We start from the raw sequence: 21,294 nt of genomic DNA on the forward strand, positions 1-21,294 counted from the left end.
CATGGACCTGACGATTCTCTACCGGGGCCCGCTCGCCTCCTGCGACTACGACTGCCCCTACTGCCCCTTCGCCAAGCGGCGCGACAGCACGGCCCAGTTGCGTACCGACCGTGCGGCCCTGGAGAGCTTCACCGCCTGGGCCGCCGACCGGACCGAGGACCGGCTGTCGGTCCTGTTCACCCCCTGGGGCGAGGGCCTGGTCCGCTCCTGGTACCGGCGGGCCCTGGTGGACCTGTCCCACCGCCCGCACATCCGCCGTGTCGCCATCCAGACCAATCTCAGCTGCCGCACGGACTGGCTGGCCGACGCGGACCCCGACACCGTGGCGCTGTGGTGCACCTACCACCCCGGGCAGACCCCCTACGACCGCTTCCTGGCCAAGTGCCGCGATCTCGCCGAGCGGGGCATCCGGTACAGCGTCGGCGTCGTCGGCCTGCCCGAACACCTCGATGATGCCCGGAGGTTGCGCGCCGAGCTGCCCGGTCATGTCTATCTCTGGGTGAACGCCGCAGAGGGACACACCTACGAGGACGCGGACGCCGCGGTGTGGACGGAGCTGGACCCGCTCTTCCCCTACAGCCGCCATCCCCACACCAGCGCCGGGCTGCCGTGCCGTACCGGGGAGTCGGTGATCTCGGTCGACGGCGAGGGGACCGTCCGCCGCTGCCACTTCGTACGCGCCGAACTCGGCAATCTCTACGACGGCTCCTACCGGGCGGCCCTCCGCCCGCGCCCCTGCCCCCTCGCGGTGTGCGACTGCCACATCGGCTATGTCCATCTCGAAACCCTGCCGCTGTACGACGTCTTCGCGGGCGGTGTTCTGGAGCGGATCCCGGCGGGGCACGGGGGACCGGCACATCCGCCCGGCCGACCGGAGCCGGTCCGTGCGGGCGGGGGTCCAGTGCCGGGCCCGTAGACGCCCTCATGAGCAGGGCGCCCATGAGCGGCAGCGCCTCCGCCGACAGCTTCTGCCACGGCGGATGCATCCGCGACACCTCGGCTCAGCCGCCGTGCGGCCGGGCCAGGCCGTGGTCGTAGGCGAAGATCACCGCCTGGATGCGGTCGCGGGCGCCGATCTTGGACAGGACACGGCCGACATGGGTCTTCACCGTGGACTCCGACAGGACGAAGTGGCCGGCGATCTCGCCGTTGCTCCAGCCCTTTCCGACGGCGACGAGGATCTCCCGCTCGCGGTCGGTGAGGGAGCTGAGTCTCGGGTCTTCGGCCGAGCCGTCACCGGCCGACGGCACGATACGGGCGAACTCGTGGAGCAGGCGGCGGGTGAGGGCGGGGGCGATCACCGCATCTCCCACGGCCACCGCGCGGATGCCTGCGAGGAGTTCCTCGGGGCGGGCGTCCTTGAGGAGGAAGCCGCTGGCACCGGCGCGCAGAGCCGCGTACACGTACTCGTCGATGTCGAAGGTGGTCAGGACGAGGACGCGGGAGCGGCCGCCCGCGGCGACGATCAGGCGGGTGGCCTCGATGCCGTCCATGCCGGGCATGCGCACGTCCATGAGGACCACGTCGGGCCGGAGCTCGGCGGCCTTGCGCACGGCTTCGGCTCCGTGTGCGGCCTCGCCGACCACCTCGGTCTCGGGCACGGAGTCCAGAAGCATGCGGAAGCCGTACCGCTGGAGCGGCTGGTCGTCCACGACGAGCACCGTGGTCACCGGACACCGTCCCGGGGAGTGAGGTCGAGGTCTGCGTGGACCGTCCAGCCGGTGCCCGCGGGGCTCGCGCTGACGTGCCCTCCGAAGAGCGCCGCTCGTTCTCGCATGCCCACCAGGCCGTGTCCTTCCTCGTTCGTCGTGCGGGGACGGCCGGCCGGGGCGGGCGGGCCGGAGTCCTGGACGGTAATGGTCAGCCGTGTGTCCTCGACGACGATCGCCAGGTTCGCACGCGCACCGGCACCGGCGTGCTTCAGGGTGTTCGTCAAGGCCTCCTGCACGATGCGGTAGACCGTCAGCTGCACACCGCTGTCCAGGGCCTCGATGTCACCGACGGTACGGTAGACGACCTCCAGCCCGGCGGCGCGCACCCCCTCGCACAGTGCGTCGATGTCCGTGAGACCGGGCTGCGGACTCAGCTCGGGCCCGGTGGCCGCACCGTCCGCCTCGCGCAGCACGCCGAGCACCCGCCGCAGTTCGCCCAGCGCCTGGCGACCGGTGTCGCCGATGAGATGCAGAGCCTCCGCTCCCCGCTCCGGGGCGGCGGCCGAGGCGTAGGCGCCCGCGTCGGCGAGTGTGATGATGACCGACAGGTTGTGGCCGACGATGTCGTGCATCTCGCGGGCGACGCGTGCCCGTTCGGCGGCGACGGCGAGTCTGCCGCGCTGGTCGCGTTCGACCTCCAGCCGTGCCGCGCGGTCCCGCAGCCCGGCCAGCTGAGCGCGCCGGATGCGGATGGCCAGGCCGAGGGCGAGGGCCGCCGTCGCCGTGCTGAGCAGGAAGAAGAGAGCGTCCCAGACCGACACCGCCGCCGAGACCCGCACCGCGACCAGGCTCAGCGCCCCCGCCGCGGCCGCGCAGGCCCAGGGCAGCTGCCGCAGCCGCCCGTGCAGGGCCAGGCTGTACAGGGCGACGAAGAGGGCGACGTCCGCCCGGAGTGCGGCGCCGAGCGCCCACTGAAGGACGAACACCAGTGTGACGGCGCCGAGGGCCACCGCGGGCGCCCGCCGCCGCCACAGCAGCGGCAGCACCAGACCGGCCTGGAGGGTCAGCATGCCCGCCAGGGGCAACCGGGTGAACGCCACGCGGAAGCGGCGCGGGCCGTCGTCGTCCGCACCGATCACGCCGACCGCGTGCAGCACGTCCGGCAGGCAGAACAGCAGGACGACCAGGACCACCACCGCGGTGTCCAGTACCCATGGGCGGGCCCGGTCGGCATGCCTGAGCCGCTGGCCCACCCGGCCGAGCCGGGCGACCAGCGGACCCATCCCGCTGATGTCTTCGGTGGTCACGGATGTCACCGGACCATGATGCGGGTGCCGCCGCTCAGACGTCGCTGCGCAGCAGCCGGTATGCCGCTCCGGCCAGCGCCAGCGCGGTCCAGCCGAGGAAGACCAGGAGTCCGGCGCCCGGCGACAGCGTGGTCGAGTCATGGGTCAGGGCGAAGATCGACTCACCCGCGTGGCTGGGGAGGTAGGGGCCGATGCCGCTCTGCCACGAACTGGGCAGCAGGGAGATCAGTCCGGGTACCAGCATGAGGGCGGCGACCAGGACGGAGATGCCGCCCGCCACGGACCGCAGCAGCGCGCCCAGCGCGGCGCCGATCACGCCCACCAGACCGAGGTAGAGCCCGGCACCCAGGAGGCTGCGGACGACTCCGGCATGGCCGAGGCCCATGGCGGCGGGCGTACCGGAGACGATCCTGCTGCCGACGAGGAAGGCGACGAACGCACCGGCGGTGGCGACGGCCAGTGCGACCAGCCCGTACACCGCCGCCTTGGACCACAGCACGGGCAGTCGGCGCGGCACGGCGGCCAGGGTCGAGCGGATCATGCCGGTCGAGTACTCGCCCGCCGTGACCAGCACGCCGAGCACGCCGAGGGCCAACTGTGCGAAGTTGGTGCCGAAGAGGGACAGGCTCACGGCCGTGGCGGTGGCGAAGTCGCGGTCCATGTGGCGGCCGGAGCCGAGATTCGACTTGTAGTGGCTCGCGGCGATGACCCCGAAGGCGACGAGGAACAACAGCCCCAGGCCGAGGGTGATCCAGGTGGAGCGCAGCGACCACAGCTTGGCCCACTCCGAGGACAGCACACGCCGCCCGGTCACCCGGTACGCGGTCCGGGACGGAGGGGTCCGGTCGGTCCCGGGCGTCTCGGGGATGGCCGTGAGGGTGCTCATGCCGCGCTCCCGGAGGTCTCGGCGCCGGTGGTGGAGCCGTGGTACTCCACGGCGTCCCTGGTCAGTTCCATGAATGCCTCCTCCAGCGAGACCGCCTTCGTGGTCAGTTCGAACAGCGGGATCCGGTGCTCGGCCGCCTTCCGCCCGATCTCGCGGGCGGACATCCCGGTCACCTGGAGTTCCTCGGAGCCGATCCGGCCGGTGATCTCCACGCCCGGTCCGGCCAGCGCGTCCCGCAGCCGCGCGGGGTCCTCCGTGGCCACCTTCACCGTGTCGCCGCCCGCGTCGCGGACCAGGTCCCGCACCGTCGTGTCGGCCAGCAGCCGGCCACGGCCGACGACGATCAGATGGTCCGCGACCAGGGCCACCTCGCTCATGAGGTGCGAGGAGACGAACACCGTGCGCCCCTCGGCCGCGAGGGAGGTGAGCAGGTTCCGGATCCAGAGGACGCCCTCGGGGTCCAGTCCGTTGACGGGCTCGTCCAGCATCACGGTCTGCGGATCCCCGAGCAGGGCCGCAGCGATGCCGAGCCGCTGCCCCATGCCGAGGGAGAAGGCACCGGCCCGCTTCTTCGCGACGCTGCCGAGACCGGCCAGCTCGACCACCTCGTCGACCCGGCGGCTCGGAATGCCATGGGTCAGCGCGAGAGCCCGCAGATGGTTGTAGGCCGAGCGGCCCGGGTGGATCGACTTCGCCTCCAGCAGCGCCCCCACCTCGTGCAGCGGGGCCCGGTGGCGGGCGTAGCGCTGCCCGTTCACCGTGACGGAACCGCTTGTCGGCGCGTCCAGCCCGACGATCATGCGCATCGTGGTGGACTTGCCCGCGCCATTGGGCCCCAGGAAGCCGGTCACCGTGCCCGGCTTCACGGTGAAGTCCAGCCCGTCGACGGCGGTCTTCTCCCCGTACCTCTTGGTGAGCTGCTGTGCCTCGATCATTCGGTTCTCACTTTCGGCCCGGGGCGCCCGGAGTGGGTGACGCCTCCTCGGTCACGCTAAGGCCGTGCTCTGCCGGATCCCGTGGTACCCGGGCGTGAACACTGACGCCCCGGTGGTACCGGGGTACTAGGACCCCGCCCGGCGCTTCCCGCAGGCGCTGCACCCGGCGACGAAACGCGCAGCAGCGGTTCGCCGCGGTGCCCGGTGCGCCGGTGCGTGGTCCGGCGGCGGAGCCGGACGCCTCTCCTGCCCCGCTCCCTGCCTGCCGCGCGTGGACCAGCGCCGAGAGGGCGAGCGCGGAGCTGGCCGAGATCAGGCCGCCGAGGACCAGACTGGAGCGGGCGCCGAAGGTGTCGGAGACAAGGCCGACGAGAGGGGCGCCGACGGGGGTGCCGCCGAGCAGGACGAGGAAGTAGACGGACATCACCCGGCCGCGCAGCCCCGGATCGGTGTGCAACTGGGTCAGCGTGTTGGCGGTCGTGGTGACGGTTGCGGCGGCCAGCCCGGTGGGGACGAGGAACGCCGTGAACGCGGCGTAGCCGGGCATCAGGCCGAGCGTGGCCTCCAGGGTTCCGAAGACGACGGTGGCGGTGACCAGGAGCCGTGCGGTGGGCGGGCGCCCCCGGCGGGCCGTGAGGAGCGCGCCGACGAGGCTGCCCGCGGCGTAGGCGGCCGAGAGGCAGCCGTAGGCGGCCGGGCCGGAGTGGAAGACCTCGACCGCCATGACGGAGAGGGTGACCTGGAAGTTGAGTCCGAAGGTGCCGACAACAGCGATGACGGTGACCGGCAGCAGGAGTTCCGGGGTGGCGGCGATGTGGCGGAACGGGGCCCCCGGCCGGGTGGCGCCTCGCCGGGGCCCGCTGCTTCGGCGGGGCGCGCGGGTGGGGAGGGTGATGAGCCCGTACAGGACGGCCAGGTACGAGGCCGCGTTGACGAGGAAGACGGGTCCGGTGCCGGCGGCGGCGACAGCCAGGCCCGCGAGGGCGGGGCCGATGAAGCGGGCCACGTTGAACTGGGCGGAGTTCAGGCTGACCGCGGCGGCCACATACGTCCGGCCGACGAGTTCGGGGATGAAGGCGCCCCGGGCGGGGGCGTCGACGGCGGTGGCGGTGCCGAGGGCGAAGGCCAGGGCGAACACCCACGCCAGGGTCACCGACCCGGTGATCGTCAGGATTCCGAGCAGCAGGGAGAGCGCCGCCATGGTGCTCTGGGTGATCAGCAGCAGCGTGCGCCTGGGGAAGCGGTCGGCGAGGATCCCCCCGACGAGGCCGAACAGGGTCTGGGGCAGGAATTGCAGAGCGGTCACCACGCCCACTGCGCCGCCGCTGTTGCCGGTGAGGTGCAGAACGAGCAGATCCTGTGCCGCGCGCTGCATCCAGGTGCCGGTGTTGGAGGTCAGCTGCCCGATCAGATAGCGCCGGAAGGGCCCTGCGGTGAGCGTGGCGCGGACCGCGTCCGGGGTCTTCCCTCCTCGCTCAGGGTGTACTTGGCGGTCCGTTCTCATGAGGAGGGGCAGGCGTGGGCGGCGGGGAGCGGCACGTCGGAGTCCTCGACGTGGTGGACGGTGGGGTGGGGGTGCATGAGGAAGTCGTGGTGGGAGATGTTCCATGCGTAGGCACCGGCGAGGGCGAAGGCGATCCGGTCGCCGACGCGCAGTCGGTCGATCACGATGTGATGGGCCAGGACGTCCTTGGGAGTGCAGAGTTGGCCCACCAGCGTCACTGGCTCGTAGCGGATCTGGGGGCGCTCCCACGGCCGGTCCCATGCGTCGTCGGGGACGACTTCGAAGGGCTGGTCGTGCTGTTTCGCGGCCGGGGTGCGCAGATGGTGGGTGCCGCCGCGCAGAACCGCGAACGCCTGGCCGCAGCTGAACTTGAGGTCCAGGACCTGAGTGACGTACCAGCCGCAGTACGCGGTGACCGAGCGGCCGGGCTCGATCCGCAGCGTGAGGCCGGGGTGGCGGCTGAGGGCGGAGCGCAGTCCGGCGCCGAACGCGGGCCAGTCGAAAACCTGTTGGGGCCGGATGTAGTCGACGTCCATCCCGCCCCCGAGGTTGACCTCGGTCAGGTCGATGCCCCGTCGGCGGGCCCAGCCGGACGCCCAGGCCAGGACGTCGTCGATCAGGGCTAGATGGGCGGTGGCACCGAGTCCGCTGGCCAGGTGGACGTGGAGGCCGCGCATCCGGATGCGGGGGTCGGAGGCGATGATGTCCAGGCACCGGTCCAGCTGGGACGGATCGAGGCCGAAGGGGCTGGGTCTGCCGCCCATGGCGAGAGCCACCGAGCGGAGGGGGACGGGCACGTTGACGCGCAGCAGGATGTCGGCGGTCCGGTCGCCCAGCACGGTCGCGAGCGTGCGCAGCTCATGCTCGCTTTCGACATGCAGCCGTGCCACCCGCGCGGCCACGGCCCGGGCCAGCTCGGCCGGTGTCTTGCCCGGGCCCCCGAAGGCGATCCGGGCGGCGGGCAGCAGCTGGCGGATGTGCCGGACCTCGCCGCCGGAGGCCGCCTCGAAGCCGTCGACGTGCTCGGCGAGGGCCTGGAGCAGGCGCGGATCGGAGTTGGCCTTCGTCGCATAGAGCAGTTCGACGCGCTGCGGCAGTGCGGCCCGGATCGCGCGCACGTGCTGGTCCAGGCCGGGCAGATCGTAGAGGTAGGCGGGCAGGTCCTCGTCGGCCAGGTGGCGGACGTGCTGGAGCAGTGCGGGTCTCACAGGGTCACCTCGTGGGGGAAGTTCCTGCCGAGCGGGCTGGGCAGGGGGACGTAGTCGGCGTGCCGGTCCGCCCGTCGGGCCCAGCGCAGGAGCAGGTTGGCCTTGGCGGGCAGCGGAACGCCGGACAGCAGGGCGCGCAGTCGCGGTGGTTCGCCGGCGGCGCGGGCACAGGCGTCGAGGCGGTCGTGGACCAGGCCCCACAGCGCAGGCTCCCGTGCCGGTTCCAGATCGGCGAGGACACCGAGCAGTTCGGCGACGTGATTGACCAGCAGGCAGTACGCGACCCGGTTCCAGCCGCGCTCGGCGTCATAGGTGAGAGGCCCGGCGACGTCTTCGGGCAGAGCGGCGAGGACACGATGATGATGGCGTGCCAGGAGCTTGGTCCCCTCCAGATCGCGGAACAGTATCTGCGCGGGCGAGCCGTCGGCGGCCACACCGATGACGACGTTCTGCAAGTGGGGTTCCAGGACGACGCCGTGCTCGAAGTAGGCGGCGAGCACCGGCGGGATCAGCAGCCGCAGATACGCGTCCCACCAGGCCAGGATGTCCCCGTCGCCGCGGGCGAGCAGATACGAGGCGTGCGCGGCACTGTTGGGGTACTCGTCCGCGACCGCGGCGGCGAGCACCGGTGTGACCCCGGGACGCAGATGGGGACGCAGCCCGGAGCGGACGACGACACCGAAGCCCTCCAGCAGGGCTACGTCGTCCACGGCAAGGGTGCGGTAGCCCGGCTCGGCCAGCAGCGCACACCCCGGGAAGCGGTCGGCGATCCGGGCCATGACGGGCTGGACCACCCGGTTCAGGGCCACGGCACCGGACAGTTCGTAACGGGCGTGCCTGCGCACGCAGTTGGTGAGCCGGACGTTCAGGCTGAACTTCAGGAAGGTGTCGGCCTCCGGCTCGTACAGGGTGCGCACGGATGCCGTCGGCACCAGCTCCGGCCCGCTCGGCCCGGTGTCCACGACCTCGCCCGCGTCCATCGCGGCGCGCAGGCGCGGATGGCCGCTGAGGAGCCGGAACTGCCAGGGGTGCACCGGCAGCGTCACGAAGGCCGCGTCCGCCCCGGGGCACAGTGCGTCCAGTTCCTTCAGGTCGCCCTCTTCCCGTACCAGGTCGCGGCGAACGGCCAGATGGCGAAGCCGGAAGCGGGCGCCGGTCTCCGGCCCGTGGACCAGCCAGTCCGCCGGATCCCCGGTGCGGGCCTTGGGCGTGGGGTGGAAGCGGTGGCCGAACACCAGGGACTGCTCGGATGCGACATAGAGGTCCCGCTGCGGCTCCGCGCCCGCCCGCTGCTCCAGGGTGGTGCGGATGGTGTCGCGGCTGTCGCGGACCTGGTCCGCGAACTCGCCGTTGGCCGTGCCGGTGCGCTGCTCCAGTTCGTCCTGGACGTGACCGGCCAGTTCCTGCCAGCCGACGGTGACCCAGTCGCCGCCCTCGAGCCGCTCGGCCGGGCCCTGGAAACGGTGTGCGCCGATCAGCGAGACCCGGCGCAGCCGGATCCGCAACAGCACACCCCGGCGGGGCAGGCGCAGCAGAAGGTGGTCCTGATCCACCGTCACCTGGTGCTCAGGAGCGGAGACCTCGCGGATCAGGCAGTTCAGGAGGGTGTGAGAGGTGACGAGGTCCGCCGTGCCCGCGGAGCTGCCGGCCGTGCGGGAGGCGGCGGCTGCGGCCGCGTCGCCGAGGTCGGCGGTCGAGGTGGTCATGCGAGGGCTCCAGTACGTCCGAAGTCGGGTGTCAGTCGTCGGCCGGGGAACGGTCGCCATGGCCCCCGGACTGCCGGGGTCAGCGGTGCTGCGCGAGAGGATTGGGGAGGTCAGTCCACTGCGCCGCGCCGGAGTCCCGGGCCAGACGCATCGCGATCGTCGCCTTCAGCGGCAGCGGGTCGCCGAAGAAGGCCGCCGCATCGCCGTCGTCGGGCAGATCGCCGTACACACGGCGCCCGGCCTCGGCCACCGCCTCCCACAGGGTCCCGGGATCTGCGGCCCGGGTGCGGGCCAGGACATCGACCAGTTCGCTGAACACCCCGCTGAGCAGCCCGCCGAACAGCTTGGTGCGCAGCGCCCCCGCATCGTCGCCGGCCCGGGCGCCTTCCAGCGGCGGCAGCGTGAACCCCCAGGCGGCCAGTCGGCGCGGACTGACCCGTACCCCGTCCAGGTCCCGGTACAGCACCCGCACCGGCCGTCCCTGCCGCAGCACGACCAGGGTGTTCTGGCCGTGAGCCTCCAGAGCCACTCCCATGGACAGCAGCGTCAGCGCGGGAGGCAGCACCAGGTCGGCGAACTCCGCCAGCCAGCGCACAGGATCACCTGCCACCACGGCGGCGCCGGTGGCGTGCACCGCCGTCAGCGGGACGGCGATCTCGCCGTCGTCGAGGTGGCACTCGGTGGACTCCCTGACCATCGCGGCCAGGCTCCCGGACGCCAGGCCGTCCACCCGTACCGCGCCACCGCCCAGCTCGCGCAGCACCCGCAGACTTCCGCCGAACCCGGCCTTGTCGACGACCGCCGCAACCAGCTCCGACAGGAGCGGGCCGTCGGCGACCTCGGCCGGTGAAAGGGTGCGGCGGTAGTTGGTGACCTGTACGTCGAGCGCGGTCTTGACATGGCAGCCCGCGAGGCCGGACAGCGGAGCCAGGGTGCGCAGCGACAGCAGCGGCCGCGCCGGGAGCGTGTGACGCGTCAGGGCGAGGTCCGGGTGGCGTACCAGCACATGGTCCCGCTGCCAGGGATGCACCGGGACCAAGCAGGTGTCCCCGTCACGCAGCTCCACGGGCCAGGTACCCGCCCTCTGCAAGCGGTCGGCCGGTACCGCCAGCAGCGCCAGCCGGATCACCGGATGGTGTTCGGGCGCGTAGGCGAGCACTTCGGCGATGGACATGCCGGTGCGGGTGCGGCAGCACGGGTGCTGGGGATGGCCGTCGACGACCGCTTGTTCCGCGTCGGCCGAATCGCCCGGCGCAGGGGGTCCTCCGGCGTTCGCGGCACGGGCCAGGGCGAGATTGACGACACTGTTGTCCAGCTCTGCGGCGAGCCGGTTCGCCGCCGCCGTACGCAGTCTCAGCTCCCCCAGCAGCTCCGCCGGACCGCGGACCGGCCCCTCGGGCCCCATGACGGCGAAGTCCTCGGGAATCCGGGCGAACCGCCGGGCACAGGCGTCGGGGGCGGTGAGACGGCCGCCGCTGCCCAGAGCGACCACCAGTGTCCCCGCCTCCCGCCGTCGGCCGGTCACTCCGGGGACCGGCTCTCGGGCGAATGCGCCCCACAGACGGCCGAGGACGGTGGCACGCGCTCCCGGCAGCGCGTGCAGGAACGGCTCCACCAGATCCGGGCGCACCAGGCACAGCTCGTCGACTGCGGTCCGGGACATCACCACCGTCCCGGAAGGAACGGAGACGGCCGATTCGTCGAAGCGTTTGAGTCTGTATATGGCATGCCTATGTCCAGGAAGTGAGTGGTGGATTCCTTCACGCGGAATGCCCGTGGCCTGCCCGCACATCGACACTACGAGGTGGCGTGGAAACGCATTCCCAGCGCGCATACAGCACGTACCACGAGGAGAGCCGCAGACCGGTGGGGGAATCCGGCCTCGGGGGCTATTCCGTCCCGCATCCGGGTTGACGGAAGTGCAGCGCCGCGGACGGCAACCGGGAGTCGGACAGCACGACTGCTCCGCGGGGCCGGGGCGCAGTGAACGAGCGGCACCGTGCTCAGCGGCCGCCCAGGTCCGCACGCGATTCGACGCGTGCGACGTCCGGGATTCCTCACCATCTCCTAACCGCCCGCTGTCCCCGCATTGGATGTCCGCACACACCCGTGGTCTCCGGCTGCGCCAACCGGACGATTTCCCGGGCATTCACCGGGGGGCTCACCTGCCCCGACGTCACGGAACCGGCTCGGACAGGTCACCGGCACGGGGGAAACACCGGCAATTGACCCGCACGGTGCGCAGGCATTTGTCAGTCTGACCGCATGCACGTGCTGCTGATCGAGGACGACGACCGGGTGGCCGAACCATTGGTGGAAGGACTGCGCCGCTTCGGATTCACCGTGGAACACGCGCGGACGGGCACCGACGGCCTGTCCGCCGGGGAACCGGAGATGGTGCTGCTGGACCTGGGACTGCCCGACATGGACGGCATCGACGTCTGCCGGGCACTGCGGAGCCGTTCCGACGTCCCGATCATCATGATCACTGCCAGGGACTCCGAAGTCGATCGTGTGCTCGGACTGGAACTGGGCGCGGACGACTACCTCTCCAAGCCGTTCGGGATCCGGGAGCTGGTCGCCCGGATCCGCGCCGTCACGCGCCGCACCCGCCCCCCGTTCCCGGGCCTCGGTCCCGCAGTCGGGCATTCCGGCGGCGTGGACCGGGGCGCCGTACCGGCCGCCCGGAGAATCGGCCCCCTGACCGTCGACCCCCGCACCCGTCAAGTGCACCTGCACCAGTCGCCCATCGCCCTGGCCCCCAAGGAGTTCGACCTCCTCGTCTGCCTCGCCGAGGATCCCGGGGCCGTCTTCTCCCGCCAGCAGATCCTCGACACGGTCTGGGACCCGCACTACTTCGGCCCGACCAAGACGCTCGACGTGCACATCGCCACCCTGCGCCGCAAACTCGGTGACCCCGGCTGGATCGAGAACATCCGCGGCATCGGATTCCGTCTCGTCCCCCCGTCGGAAAAGGCCGCCGCCACCTCCCCGGCACCGTCCGGACAGCCCCGCAGCGGCAGTCGATGACCCGCCGCCTGCTGCTCAGCTATCTCAGCCTCATGACGCTCGTCCTGCTCGCCCTCGAAGTGCCCTTCGGTTTCGTCTACGCCCGCAACGAGCTGAACCGCTTGTCCCGCACCGCGGAACTGGGTGCCATGACGTTCGCGGCCGTGTGCGAGGAGAAGCTCGAGCGCGGACTGACCGCCGATCTGCCGGAACTCGCCCGCCGCTACGCCCGGCACAGCGGCAGCAGCGTGATCGTCGCCGACCGGAACGGCATCGTTCTCACCGACACCACGACCGCCGCCACCGTGGGAAGGAACCTCTCCGCCGAACCCGACATCGCCGCCGCACTGAGCGACCACCCCGTCACCGGAGTCCGCCACGACCCCGCCCCGGGCGGCGACGTGCTGTTCGCCACCGTGCCGGGAAACTCCAGCGACACGGTGCCCTGCGTCGTACGGACCCTGTACTCGCTTCACCCACTCGCCCAGAAGGTCCACGCCACCTGGACGACCCTCACTCTCGTCGGGCTCGGCGTGCTGGCCGTGGTCGCACTCATCGGCTTCGCCCTGGCCCGCTGGATCACCCGGCCCCTACGCGCCCTGGAGCGCGCCACCAGGCAGCTCGCCGACGGCCGCCTCACCGACCCTCCGGCCACGGACCGCGGACCGCCGGAACTGCGGCAGCTGGCCACCTCCTTCACCCGCACGGCACGTCGGCTCCAGCACCTGCTCAGCGCCCAGGAAGCCTTCGCCTCCGAGGCGTCGCACCAGCTGAAGACCCCGCTGACCTCATTGCGCCTGCGCCTTGAGAACTTCGAGCCCCATCTCGCCCCCTGCGCCCAGCGCAGCCTGGGCGAAGCGATCGGCGAAGTGGGGCGGCTCAGCCGGATGGTGCAGGGGCTGCTCGCCCTGGCCCGGCTGGAGAACTCGGCGATCACCCCCGAGGTGACCGACCTCGACGCCGTCACAGCCGACCGCGCGGCCGTCTGGACGGCGTTCGCCGGTGAACAGCACGTCGACATCAAGGTGGCCGGAACCAGGGCCGGGCCGGTGTGGGCAGTCCCGGGAGCGCTTGAGCAGATCATCGACAATCTGCTGTCCAACGCACTGCGGGCGTCCCCTCCCGGTACCACCATCACCCTCGCGACCACCCCGGCGCCCCCCGGCAACGGCCGGACCCCGCCCATGGCCGAGTTGCACGTGGTCGATCAGGGACCGGGCATGACTCCGGTCGAACGGCAACGTGCCTTCGACCGGTTCTGGCGTGCCACCGACGCACACCACGACGGCACCGGCCTGGGGCTGTCCATGGTCCAGCGGCTCACCCAGGCCGGCGGGGGCGATGTCACCCTCGACGCCGCACCCCACGGCGGCCTCGACGTCCGCATCGGTCTCCGGCCCGCGCATGTCGCCCGCGCGCGGAAGTCTCCCACCGGCCGCGCGGGGCCGCTCCACCTCACCACCGCCGGGTCGGCCGAGCAGGAGGAGGGTCCGGCGAGCGCCCGGTAGGCGTTGTCGTCAAAGTGTCACGGCCCAGGAGCGAGGCGAGGGTTACGGCTGCGTGGCAACACTCGGCGGACTTGCCGCAGCAGGTCGCGGCAGTGCGCTGTTCTCCCGCGGGGAGCCCGTGCCGGGCACTGTTCGTGCGATGTCTTGCAGTGATCCGAGCAGCGGGTTGGGGTCGTCGGTGCGTGTGACGAGTACGACCTCGCAGGGGTCGGTGTCGGTGAGGGGTACCAGGGCGATGTCCTCGCGTGCTGCGGCGCGTCGGTCGCCGGCAGGGAAGATCGCGATGCAGTGGCCGGTGGCGACGAGCTCCAGTTTGTCCTCGAAGCTGTCGTCGATTGCGGGCTGGGGTGGCGCGGGGTGGTCGCCGAGCGGCTTGGGGGTGCTCCAGACAACCGGGGTGCTGACGCAGGCCACCAGTTCCTCGTCCGAGAGGGCGCGCAGGCTGATTGCTTTTTCGTTCGCCAGGGGATGGCTTGCCGATGTGACGAGGACCCGTGGTTCCTCATGGAGTGCGGTCACCCGGAAGCCGTCCGTGGGGAAGGGCAGGGGTTTGTAGGCGATGAGGGCGTCGACCCGCCCCTCGGTGAGAGCGCGTGTGTCCCGCCAGTCGAGGTGCCGGGTGCGGACCTGGCTTTCCGGGTGTCGGCGGCGCAGTTCCTGTGTCCAGGCGGTGATGAGCAGTCCTTCGGCGCAGCCGACGGTGAGGGTGTGAGGCTGTACGGCGGCTCTGGCTGTGCGGGCGGCTTGTTCGGCTTGCTGGAGCAGGATCCGGGCTCTGGGTAGGAAGGCCTGGCCGGCGTCGGTGAGGCTGCTGCCCTGCGGTGAGCGGTCGAAGAGGCGGGCGCCGAGCTGGGCTTCCAGTCGCTGGATCTGGCGGCTCAGCGACGGCTGCGCCAGGTGCAGTCTGGTGGCGGCCCGGCCGAAGTTGCCGTGCTCCGCCACGATCGTGAAGTAGCGCACGAGCCGTAGATCGACGTCCATCTGCCCAGCGTACGTGGTGCGTTGTCATGCGTCGGGCGTATGGCGGCATACGGAACGGGTCTTGGACAAGGTGTGCTGGTGGCTATTTGGCTTGCGGGCATGACGACTTATGAGGGCAAGAAGATCGTGATCACGGGCGGGAGCAGCGGTATCGGCCTGGCTGCCGCCCGGTTGTTCGCGGCCGGTGGGGCGCACGTGCTGATCACTGGCCGTACCCGGGCCACCCTGGACGCCGCGGTGGAGCAACTGGGTGACAAGGCGGTCGCCGTCCGCAGTGACGCCGCGTCCCTGCCGGAGATCAAGGTGCTGGCGGGCACGGTTCAGGAGCGGTTCGGCGCGGTGGATGCGCTGTTCGTCAACGCCGGTGTCACCGCGTCCGCGCCGTTCGGCTCGACGACGGAGGAAATGTACGACGCACTGTTCGACATCAACGCCAAGGGCGCGTACTTCACGGTGCAGGCGCTGGCGCCGCTGATGCGTGAGGGAAGCGGCGTGGTCCTCACCACGTCGGTGGTGAACGTCCTGGGTCTCGACGGGCTCAGTGTCTACTCGGCGAGCAAAGCGGCCCTGCGGTCGATGACGCGCACTCTGGCCCGCGAGCTGCTGCCGCGCAAGGTGCGGGTCAATGCCGTGAGTCCCGGTCCGACCGACACGGGCGTCCTGGACCGGTCCGTCCCCGCCGATGTCGCCGAGACGGTGAAGGACACCTACCGGAGCACCAACCCGATGCAGCGCCTGGGGACGTCCGAGGAAGTGGCCGCCGCGGTCGCGTACTTGGCGTTCGAGGCGACCTTCTCGACAGGAACGGAGTTCCCCGTCGACGGAGGGGCGTCGCAGCTCTAGGCCATGTCCCAAGGTCGCACTGTCGCCCGAGGGGCGGGCGGGACTGTGCGGACAGGCCCTGGACGCGGGCCGGACCGCGGAGCAGCGCACCGCGCCGAGACCGGGAATCGGTCTCGGCGCGACCTGAACCTGATGGCTCGTCAGTTCAGGGTGGTGAGGAAGGTGTTGAGCGCCTTGTCCTCCGTGGCCCTGTCCGGGTTCGGAGCGCGCAGCGCGGTCAGGACATGGTCGATTTCGCTGTCGAGGAAGTGCCAGGCCTGCTCGTTCTTGGGTTCCAGGGTGGGCTGGTCGTCGTCCCAGGCGGTCTCGAGGGCGGTCACCCGGGCGGTCGCGGCCGCCTGGTGGCCGGAGTCGAGCTTCGCCCGGGTGTCGGCTGCGATCGTGCGGAACTTCGCGATCTCGGCCGGCGGGAACGGCGACGTTGCCTGCTTCGGGGTGAGGTGGACGGTGGTGGCCGCGGGGGTCTCCTCCTCGCTGGCCGCTGCCGTATGGGGCTGCTGGTGTGCCCAGACGAGAAGCGCCGCAGTGGCGGCCGCCATGACGGCGTAGTAGCCGAGCATGAGCCGCTCGCGCGCCGGATCGGCCGCTCGTGGAGTGCGGGTCGCACCGGAGGTCTCGATGACGTCGCTGCGGCTGAGCGTGAGGTACAGGACCGTGGCGAGGATCGCGGCCAGGAAGATCACGCTGGTCGCCGCGGTGCCGAGGCCCAGTCCTCCGTCACCGCCGGGTGAGCCGAGCCAGTCGCCGAGGTTGGCGCCGAGGGGGCGGGTGAGGATGTACGCCAGCCAGAAGGAGAGCACCGCGCCCGCGCCGAGACGCCACGCGAGAACGATCGCGGCGATCAGCCCGAGAGGCAGGAGAACGGAGACGCCCGGAGTCCAGCCGGTCAGGTCCAGGGTCCAGTCGCCCGTCGCGGTGCCCAGGGCGAAGGTGACCAGGACCGCGAGCCAGTAGAAGAGTTCCCGCGGACGGGTGGTGATGCTGTGGACCGAAAGGGTCCGCTCGCGGGCGTACCAGGTCCCGAAGACCACGGCCAGAACACCGGCGAACACACTGCTGCTCACCGCGAGAGGAACGCCCTGGCTGTCGGTGAGGATGTCGGTGTAGAGAGTGCCCGTCACGCTCACCACCACCACGGTGAGCCAGTACACGAACGGAATGTAGCGTTTGGTGCCGAGCTGCCAGCCCAGGACGGCGGCCAGAACCACGGTGAAGATCAACGCGGTGTTGATCAGACCGACACCGAGGTTCATGTTGATCCAGTCGGCGAAGCTCTCACCGACGGTGGTACACAAGATCTTGATGACCCAGAACCAGATCGTGACCTCGGGAACCTTGTTCAGCAGGCCCCGAGGGGGCGTCCGAAGGTTCTCGGGCGTCGTCGCGGTCGTCATGTAACCCCTCACGTACACCGGGTGGCAGGCGGAGGGGTGTCCCTCCGGCCGGCGCCACGGTAGACCGTCTACAAGCATGTAGACAAGAGCGGTCTTGATCCCTAGGGTGGGCCGGGTGACTTCGATTGCTCGTCGTGCCCGTTCGGGCCGCACTGCTGCAGGCGCCTTCCCGGGCGTGGTTCGCGTCCCCGGAATCATCGCCGCCTTCTGGATGGCCAAGGGATTGTCGACGGCGCTCGGGGAGGGGGCCTCGGACTATCTCGTCCAGGCCATGGCGCCGCAGCTCGCAGTGGTGCTCGGCTTCATTGCCTTCCTCGTCGCGCTCGTGGTCCAGTTCCGCCAGGCCCGCTATCGGGCGTGGACGTACTGGTTCGCCGTCGCCATGGTCGGCATCTTCGGAACGATGGCAGCCGATGTGATGCATGTGGCCCTCGGCGTGCCCTACAGCGTCTCCAGCGCCCTGTACGCGGTGCTGCTGCTGGCCGTGTTCTGGCTGTGGCGGCGCACCGAGGGCACCTTGTCGATCCACACCATCGACTCCCCGCGCCGTGAGGCCTTCTACTGGGCGACCGTCGTCGCCACCTTCGCCATGGGCACCGCGCTGGGCGACTTCACCGCCTTCACTCTGCACCTGGGCTACTTCGCCTCCGCGGCCATGTTCGCGGCGCTGATCCTCATCCCGGCGGTGGGGTACCGCTGGCTGAGCTGGAATCCGGTGTTCTGCTTCTGGGCCGCCTATGTGATCACCCGCCCGCTCGGCGCGTCGATCGCCGACGGACTCGGCAAGTCCCGTTCCGCCGGAGGTCTGGGCTTCGGCGACGGGCCGGTGGCCCTCGTCCTGCTCGCCCTCATCGTGCTGATCGTCGCGTATCTGTCGGTGACCAGGGCGGACGTGCAGCGTGCGCCCGAGGCCGCCGCCGATCCGGAGGCGGCCGCCGTGCGCTGACAGCCGGGGCCTGCGGGGGCGGAGGGGCCGGGCCGGCCCGTGGCACAGTGTCCGGCTCGTCCGCCCGAAGGGCGTGGCCCGCGTGAGCGCCTATGCTGACTACAAGGCAGTAGTCAGCCCATCGCAGAATCCGGGCAGGGAGTGGAGGCGGTTCCGTGTCGGACACCGAGGGGGAGCGCAGGCCCGCCGGTGAACTGGAGGCCAGCGTGCTCGCGGCGCTGTGGGCGGCCGACGCGCCGCAGTCGGCCGCCCAGGTCAGAGCAGCGATCTCGCAGGACCTGGCGCGCACCACCGTGGCGACCCTGCTGGGGCGGCTGTGCGAGAAGGGGATGGTGGGCCGCAAGCCCGGCAGGCGCGGATTCGTCTACTTCGCCGTCCAGGACTCGCACGGGCTCGCCGCCCGGCGCATGCACCGCGAACTCGACCAGGGCGGCGGTGACCGAGGTCTCGTACTGGCCCGGTTCATCGAGGGGCTGAACCCGCACGACGAGGCCGAGCTGCGCCGACTGCTGGCGGAAGGCCATTCGTGATCGCCCTGCTCCTCATCCCCCTGTTGCTGCCGTGGCTGCTGCCGCCACTGGCACGGCGGACCGTGGAGCGAGTACGGCCGGACATCGCGCTGTGCGCGGTCACCGGTACCGCCGCCGCGCTGGCTCTCGGCGTGCTGGCATGCCTGGGGGTGCTGCTGCTTCCCCTCGCCCTCCGTCTCCCGCTCTTCGCCGCCCTCGTGCATCTGCTCCATCCGCTCCAGGCGGGTCCGGCCGCGCTGGTGTCCGGGGTTTCCGTGCTCGCGGTGGGTGCCCTCGTCGTGACCGTGATCGCCGGGGTGCGGGGCGTGACGGCGGAGGCGGTGCGGCTGCGCGCCGCCCACCGGCGCGTCGCCGCACTGCCGCAGGCCGGCGGCATGTCCGTGCTCGACGACGACCGGCCGGACGCCTTCGCGCTGCCCGGGGGGCTCTGGTCGACGGGCCGGATCGTCGTCACCGCGGGCATGCTCCGGGCGCTCGATCCACAGGAGCGCGAGGCGCTCCTCGGCCATGAGCGCGCCCATCTGGCCTCCCGCCATCATCTGTTCCTGGCGGTCGCCCAGCTTGCCGGTTGGTGCCATCCGGCCCTGGCCGCCATCGTCCGGGACGTCTCCTTCGCCGCTGAACGTGCCGCCGACGAGGCCGCGGCGCGGGTGTGCGGAGACCGTCGGCTGACCGCGCGGGCCGTCGGGCGTGCGGCGCTGGCCGCGAGTTCCCATCGTGCTGCGGCACGGCGGCCCGCCATCGCCGCGGGAGCCGCCACCGGACCCGTGCCCGCACGGGTGAGGGCGCTGCTCGTGCAGGCTCCCGTGCGGCGCTTCGCCCCGGTCCTGGTCGCCATGGTCCTGCTGTGCGCCACGGCAGGTGCGTCGTCCCTCGCCGGCGCCGTCTGGCTGCACCGCGGGGTCGAGATCGCGCAGGGCGAGGAGCCTGCGGGCTGAGGCGTCGTCGAGGCGTACGGTTCCGGCCCTGGCGGTGTCCGGCGCGCGCCCGGCGGCCCCGGCCGCCCGGCCGCGGCCCTGTTCTTCCCGCGCCGCCACCGAGACGTCCGCTCCGGCTTCGGGTGGGGTGCCGGTGGCGGTCCCGCTGCTTCTTCCCGGCCGTCCGAAGCCGCCCGTGCCGACGGCCGCGGGCAGTCGGCCGCTGGTGAGGCGGACCGCCCGGGGACGCCGGCACGAGTACCCGCCGCAGACTGCGCGGCGGTGGGGAGTCAGCAGCGGTGGGGATTCAGCAGCCGAAGTCGATGAGGTCGAACGTGGCGTAGTGGTCGGAGGTGTAGTAGTCCTCCTGGTTCTCCTCACCCGTGACGATGCGGCGCGCACCGCGCGTCGGGGATCCCGGGGTCGTCACGGTGTACTCGTGGTAGTAGCCGGACGACTGGCTGGGCAGGACGCCTTCACGGTTGGAGAAGACGACCCCGTCCTGCGAGTTCGGGAAGGGGCCGCCCTCGTCGATCAGGTTCAGGGTGTCGTCGGCCTGCGACGGCAGGGCACTGTGGCAGACGCTGCCGACCGAGTCGGCCGCCGCGTTCGCCGACGTGGCGGAGACGGTGCCGCCGACGACGAGGGTGGACAGGAGCGCGGCTGCGGCGCCGATGCGTGTTGCGCGTGGGGGGAATCTCATGGCGTCATGATGACGCGCGTAGATGTTGGCATGTCAACGACAAGATTGAAGATTCTCCCTTCAAGCTCGATATGTTTTCGGGGAGTTCACCTGGCGCATGGCATCTCCACGAGCACCGGCGGGGGCAGGGGCGGAGCACGCCCCGGCGACCCTGGTCGGGCTAGGACACGACTGTCGGCGGCACCGGCTCCAGGCGGTAGCCCTCGCCGTGCCGGGTGACGCGGCCCGCGGTCGGGGGCGGGAAGTGGGTGCCGAGGACGAGGGCCTCCGTGCCGGCGAGCGAGGCGAGCAGGTGGCGGCGGGTGGACTCGGCCAGAGCCGGGTCGATGTCGACGCAGCTGCCGATCGCGGGGTGGGCGAGCTGCACGGGGTGGTGCACGCAGTCGCCCGTGATCAGTGCCGTGGCGCCGCCGTGGCTCACCTGGACGGCAATGTGCCCGGGGGTGTGTCCGGGGGTCGGCAGCAGGCGCAGTCCCGGAGCGATGTCGGTGCCCTCGGCGGGGACGTCGACGGGGTCGAGCAGACCGGCCTCCTCGACGGGCCGTACGGAGTCGCGGAACATCTGCTGCCGCGGCTCGTCCATGTCCTGTCCGGCCCAGAAGTCGGCCTCGGTGCGCGAGACGACATAGCGGGCGTTGGGGAAGGTGGGCACCCAGGCGCCGTTGTCCCGGACGGTGTTCCAGCCGACGTGGTCGGTGTGCAGATGGGTCAGGATCACGAGGTCGACGGTGTCGGGTGCGAAGCCCGCGACGGCGAGCCGGGCCGGGTAGTCGGTGCGCAGATCGTTCCATGCGGGGTTCGCGCGGGTCTTGCCGTTGCCGATGCCGGTGTCGATCAGGACCCGCAGGCCGTCGGCCTCCAGGGCGAAGCTGTGGCTGTCGAGGCGCAGCACACCCGCGGGGTCGGCGAAGTCGGGGCGGAGCCAGTCCGTTCGGGTGACGACGTCCGGGGTGGCGCCGGGCAGCAGCCAGGGCCCGGTGGCCGCGGGGAGCGGGACCTCGTCGATCCGGTGGACGGTGAGGCCGCCGAGGGACCAGGCGGGGACGGCCGGTGCGGCGGGGGTCGTCGAGTCCCCCGGGGCGGGGTCCGTGCGGGGGGACGTCGGGGTCGGGTCGGGTGGGGTCACGGTCGGTTCGCTCCTCGGGTGGGCGGGCTGTGGCTGGTTGGCTGGCGATTGGCGGGCAGGCGGTCGGCGGGGGTGGGTCCCGCGGCGGAAGGTCGACGGGGATGCTTAAGGCAATCTCTTTGCTTTAGGTACGATAAAC

The 21,294-nt window shown here is 71.6% G+C and carries 19 protein-coding genes; 7 read left to right on the top strand and 12 right to left on the bottom strand.

Annotated elements, in window-relative coordinates; all coding sequences use genetic code 11:
• Nucleotide 1: 1 nt before the first annotated feature.
• Entirely contained in the window at nucleotides 2-916 is a 915-nt protein-coding gene (locus ACIHAA_RS05505) for an STM4011 family radical SAM protein (RefSeq protein ID WP_399813441.1), read from the top strand.
• An 85-nt stretch (nucleotides 917-1,001) separates the two neighbouring features.
• On the opposite strand, the gene ACIHAA_RS05510 is transcribed toward ACIHAA_RS05505, so the two are convergent.
• The 8 genes from ACIHAA_RS05510 to ACIHAA_RS05545 form a co-directional block, all read right to left on the bottom strand.
• Nucleotides 1,002-1,670, bottom strand: coding sequence for a response regulator (locus ACIHAA_RS05510; RefSeq protein ID WP_399813444.1), 669 nt, complete (start codon nucleotides 1,668-1,670; stop codon nucleotides 1,002-1,004).
• On the bottom strand, nucleotides 1,667-2,935 hold the full coding sequence (locus ACIHAA_RS05515; RefSeq protein ID WP_399813743.1) for a sensor histidine kinase: 1,269 nt from the start codon (nucleotides 2,933-2,935) through the stop codon (nucleotides 1,667-1,669). Before ACIHAA_RS05515 ends, ACIHAA_RS05510 begins: the two co-directional genes overlap by 4 nt.
• 58 nt (nucleotides 2,936-2,993) lie before the next feature.
• Complete coding sequence (locus ACIHAA_RS05520) at nucleotides 2,994-3,845, bottom strand: ABC transporter permease (protein ID WP_399813446.1); 852 nt, start codon at nucleotides 3,843-3,845, stop codon at nucleotides 2,994-2,996.
• Entirely contained in the window at nucleotides 3,842-4,780 is a 939-nt protein-coding gene (locus tag ACIHAA_RS05525) for an ABC transporter ATP-binding protein (RefSeq protein WP_399813449.1), read from the bottom strand. The genes ACIHAA_RS05520 and ACIHAA_RS05525 overlap by 4 nt, the downstream gene beginning before the upstream one ends.
• Nucleotides 4,781-4,787: 7 nt before the next feature.
• Complete coding sequence (locus ACIHAA_RS05530) at nucleotides 4,788-6,284, bottom strand: MFS transporter (RefSeq protein ID WP_399813453.1); 1,497 nt, start codon at nucleotides 6,282-6,284, stop codon at nucleotides 4,788-4,790.
• Nucleotides 6,281-7,492, bottom strand: coding sequence for a type III PLP-dependent enzyme (locus ACIHAA_RS05535; RefSeq protein ID WP_399813456.1), 1,212 nt, complete (start codon nucleotides 7,490-7,492; stop codon nucleotides 6,281-6,283). Before ACIHAA_RS05535 ends, ACIHAA_RS05530 begins: the two co-directional genes overlap by 4 nt.
• Nucleotides 7,489-9,198 (bottom strand): IucA/IucC family protein, encoded by a 1,710-nt coding sequence (locus ACIHAA_RS05540; RefSeq protein WP_399813459.1) that lies wholly within the window; start codon nucleotides 9,196-9,198, stop codon nucleotides 7,489-7,491. The genes ACIHAA_RS05535 and ACIHAA_RS05540 overlap by 4 nt, the downstream gene beginning before the upstream one ends.
• 79 nt (nucleotides 9,199-9,277) lie before the next feature.
• Nucleotides 9,278-10,861, bottom strand: coding sequence for an IucA/IucC family protein (locus ACIHAA_RS05545; protein ID WP_399813462.1), 1,584 nt, complete (start codon nucleotides 10,859-10,861; stop codon nucleotides 9,278-9,280).
• A 602-nt stretch (nucleotides 10,862-11,463) separates the two neighbouring features.
• Here ACIHAA_RS05545 and ACIHAA_RS05550 point away from each other — a divergent pair.
• Both ACIHAA_RS05550 and ACIHAA_RS05555 read left to right on the top strand, forming a co-directional pair.
• Nucleotides 11,464-12,228: a response regulator transcription factor gene (locus ACIHAA_RS05550; protein ID WP_399813465.1), complete on the top strand. Its 765-nt coding sequence runs from the start codon at nucleotides 11,464-11,466 to the stop codon at nucleotides 12,226-12,228.
• A complete protein-coding gene (locus tag ACIHAA_RS05555) occupies nucleotides 12,225-13,715 on the top strand; it encodes a sensor histidine kinase (RefSeq protein ID WP_399813468.1) in 1,491 nt (496 codons plus the stop codon). Before ACIHAA_RS05550 ends, ACIHAA_RS05555 begins: the two co-directional genes overlap by 4 nt.
• Nucleotides 13,716-13,757: 42 nt before the next feature.
• Here the strand turns inward: ACIHAA_RS05555 and ACIHAA_RS05560 are convergent, their stop codons facing one another.
• Complete coding sequence (locus ACIHAA_RS05560) at nucleotides 13,758-14,696, bottom strand: LysR family transcriptional regulator (protein ID WP_399813471.1); 939 nt, start codon at nucleotides 14,694-14,696, stop codon at nucleotides 13,758-13,760.
• Between the two features lie 99 nt (nucleotides 14,697-14,795).
• On the opposite strand from ACIHAA_RS05560, the gene ACIHAA_RS05565 reads away from it, so the two are divergent.
• A complete protein-coding gene (locus ACIHAA_RS05565) occupies nucleotides 14,796-15,539 on the top strand; it encodes an SDR family oxidoreductase (protein WP_399813474.1) in 744 nt (247 codons plus the stop codon).
• Between the two features lie 140 nt (nucleotides 15,540-15,679).
• Here ACIHAA_RS05565 and ACIHAA_RS05570 read toward each other — a convergent pair whose 3' ends face one another.
• Complete coding sequence (locus tag ACIHAA_RS05570; protein ID WP_399813477.1) at nucleotides 15,680-16,933, bottom strand: hypothetical protein; 1,254 nt, start codon at nucleotides 16,931-16,933, stop codon at nucleotides 15,680-15,682.
• Between the two features lie 175 nt (nucleotides 16,934-17,108).
• Between ACIHAA_RS05570 and ACIHAA_RS05575 the strand changes: the two genes are divergently transcribed.
• From ACIHAA_RS05575 to ACIHAA_RS05585, 3 genes are all read left to right on the top strand, one after another.
• The gene (locus ACIHAA_RS05575; RefSeq protein ID WP_399813479.1) at nucleotides 17,109-17,879 is read left to right on the top strand and encodes a hypothetical protein; all 771 of its coding nucleotides are present in this window, start codon (nucleotides 17,109-17,111) and stop codon (nucleotides 17,877-17,879) included.
• A gap of 155 nt (nucleotides 17,880-18,034) precedes the next feature.
• Nucleotides 18,035-18,409, top strand: coding sequence for a BlaI/MecI/CopY family transcriptional regulator (locus ACIHAA_RS05580; protein ID WP_399813482.1), 375 nt, complete (start codon nucleotides 18,035-18,037; stop codon nucleotides 18,407-18,409).
• The gene (locus ACIHAA_RS05585; protein ID WP_399813484.1) at nucleotides 18,406-19,347 is read left to right on the top strand and encodes a M48 family metalloprotease; all 942 of its coding nucleotides are present in this window, start codon (nucleotides 18,406-18,408) and stop codon (nucleotides 19,345-19,347) included. Before ACIHAA_RS05580 ends, ACIHAA_RS05585 begins: the two co-directional genes overlap by 4 nt.
• A gap of 286 nt (nucleotides 19,348-19,633) precedes the next feature.
• Here the strand turns inward: ACIHAA_RS05585 and ACIHAA_RS05590 are convergent, their stop codons facing one another.
• Nucleotides 19,634-20,029 carry a ribonuclease domain-containing protein gene (locus ACIHAA_RS05590; RefSeq protein WP_399813486.1) on the bottom strand — a complete coding sequence of 132 codons (396 nt, stop codon included), beginning with the start codon at nucleotides 20,027-20,029 and terminating at the stop codon, nucleotides 19,634-19,636.
• 160 nt (nucleotides 20,030-20,189) lie between these two features.
• Complete coding sequence (locus ACIHAA_RS05595; RefSeq protein ID WP_399813488.1) at nucleotides 20,190-21,155, bottom strand: MBL fold metallo-hydrolase; 966 nt, start codon at nucleotides 21,153-21,155, stop codon at nucleotides 20,190-20,192.
• Nucleotides 21,156-21,294 lie beyond the last annotated feature (139 nt).

Source organism: Streptomyces sp. NPDC052040, assembly GCF_044548405.1.
Classification (GTDB): domain Bacteria; phylum Actinomycetota; class Actinomycetes; order Streptomycetales; family Streptomycetaceae; genus Streptomyces.

What these genes read in the sequence shown, in the direction of transcription:
- ACIHAA_RS05525 (WP_399813449.1), bottom strand. Translation starts at nt 4,780, where the DNA reads ATGATCGAGGCACAGCAGCTCACCAAGAGGTACGGGGAGAAGACCGCC.
- ACIHAA_RS05550 (WP_399813465.1), top strand. Translation starts at nt 11,464, where the DNA reads ATGCACGTGCTGCTGATCGAGGACGACGACCGGGTGGCCGAACCATTG.
- ACIHAA_RS05515 (WP_399813743.1), bottom strand. Translation starts at nt 2,935, where the DNA reads ATGGGTCCGCTGGTCGCCCGGCTCGGCCGGGTGGGCCAGCGGCTCAGG.
- ACIHAA_RS05560 (WP_399813471.1), bottom strand. Translation starts at nt 14,696, where the DNA reads ATGGACGTCGATCTACGGCTCGTGCGCTACTTCACGATCGTGGCGGAG.
- ACIHAA_RS05530 (WP_399813453.1), bottom strand. Translation starts at nt 6,284, where the DNA reads ATGAGAACGGACCGCCAAGTACACCCTGAGCGAGGAGGGAAGACCCCG.
- ACIHAA_RS05555 (WP_399813468.1), top strand. Translation starts at nt 12,225, where the DNA reads ATGACCCGCCGCCTGCTGCTCAGCTATCTCAGCCTCATGACGCTCGTC.
- ACIHAA_RS05540 (WP_399813459.1), bottom strand. Translation starts at nt 9,198, where the DNA reads ATGACCACCTCGACCGCCGACCTCGGCGACGCGGCCGCAGCCGCCGCC.
- ACIHAA_RS05570 (WP_399813477.1), bottom strand. Translation starts at nt 16,933, where the DNA reads ATGACGACCGCGACGACGCCCGAGAACCTTCGGACGCCCCCTCGGGGC.
- ACIHAA_RS05545 (WP_399813462.1), bottom strand. Translation starts at nt 10,861, where the DNA reads ATGTCCCGGACCGCAGTCGACGAGCTGTGCCTGGTGCGCCCGGATCTG.
- ACIHAA_RS05565 (WP_399813474.1), top strand. Translation starts at nt 14,796, where the DNA reads ATGACGACTTATGAGGGCAAGAAGATCGTGATCACGGGCGGGAGCAGC.
- ACIHAA_RS05505 (WP_399813441.1), top strand. Translation starts at nt 2, where the DNA reads ATGGACCTGACGATTCTCTACCGGGGCCCGCTCGCCTCCTGCGACTAC.
- ACIHAA_RS05520 (WP_399813446.1), bottom strand. Translation starts at nt 3,845, where the DNA reads ATGAGCACCCTCACGGCCATCCCCGAGACGCCCGGGACCGACCGGACC.
- ACIHAA_RS05590 (WP_399813486.1), bottom strand. Translation starts at nt 20,029, where the DNA reads ATGAGATTCCCCCCACGCGCAACACGCATCGGCGCCGCAGCCGCGCTC.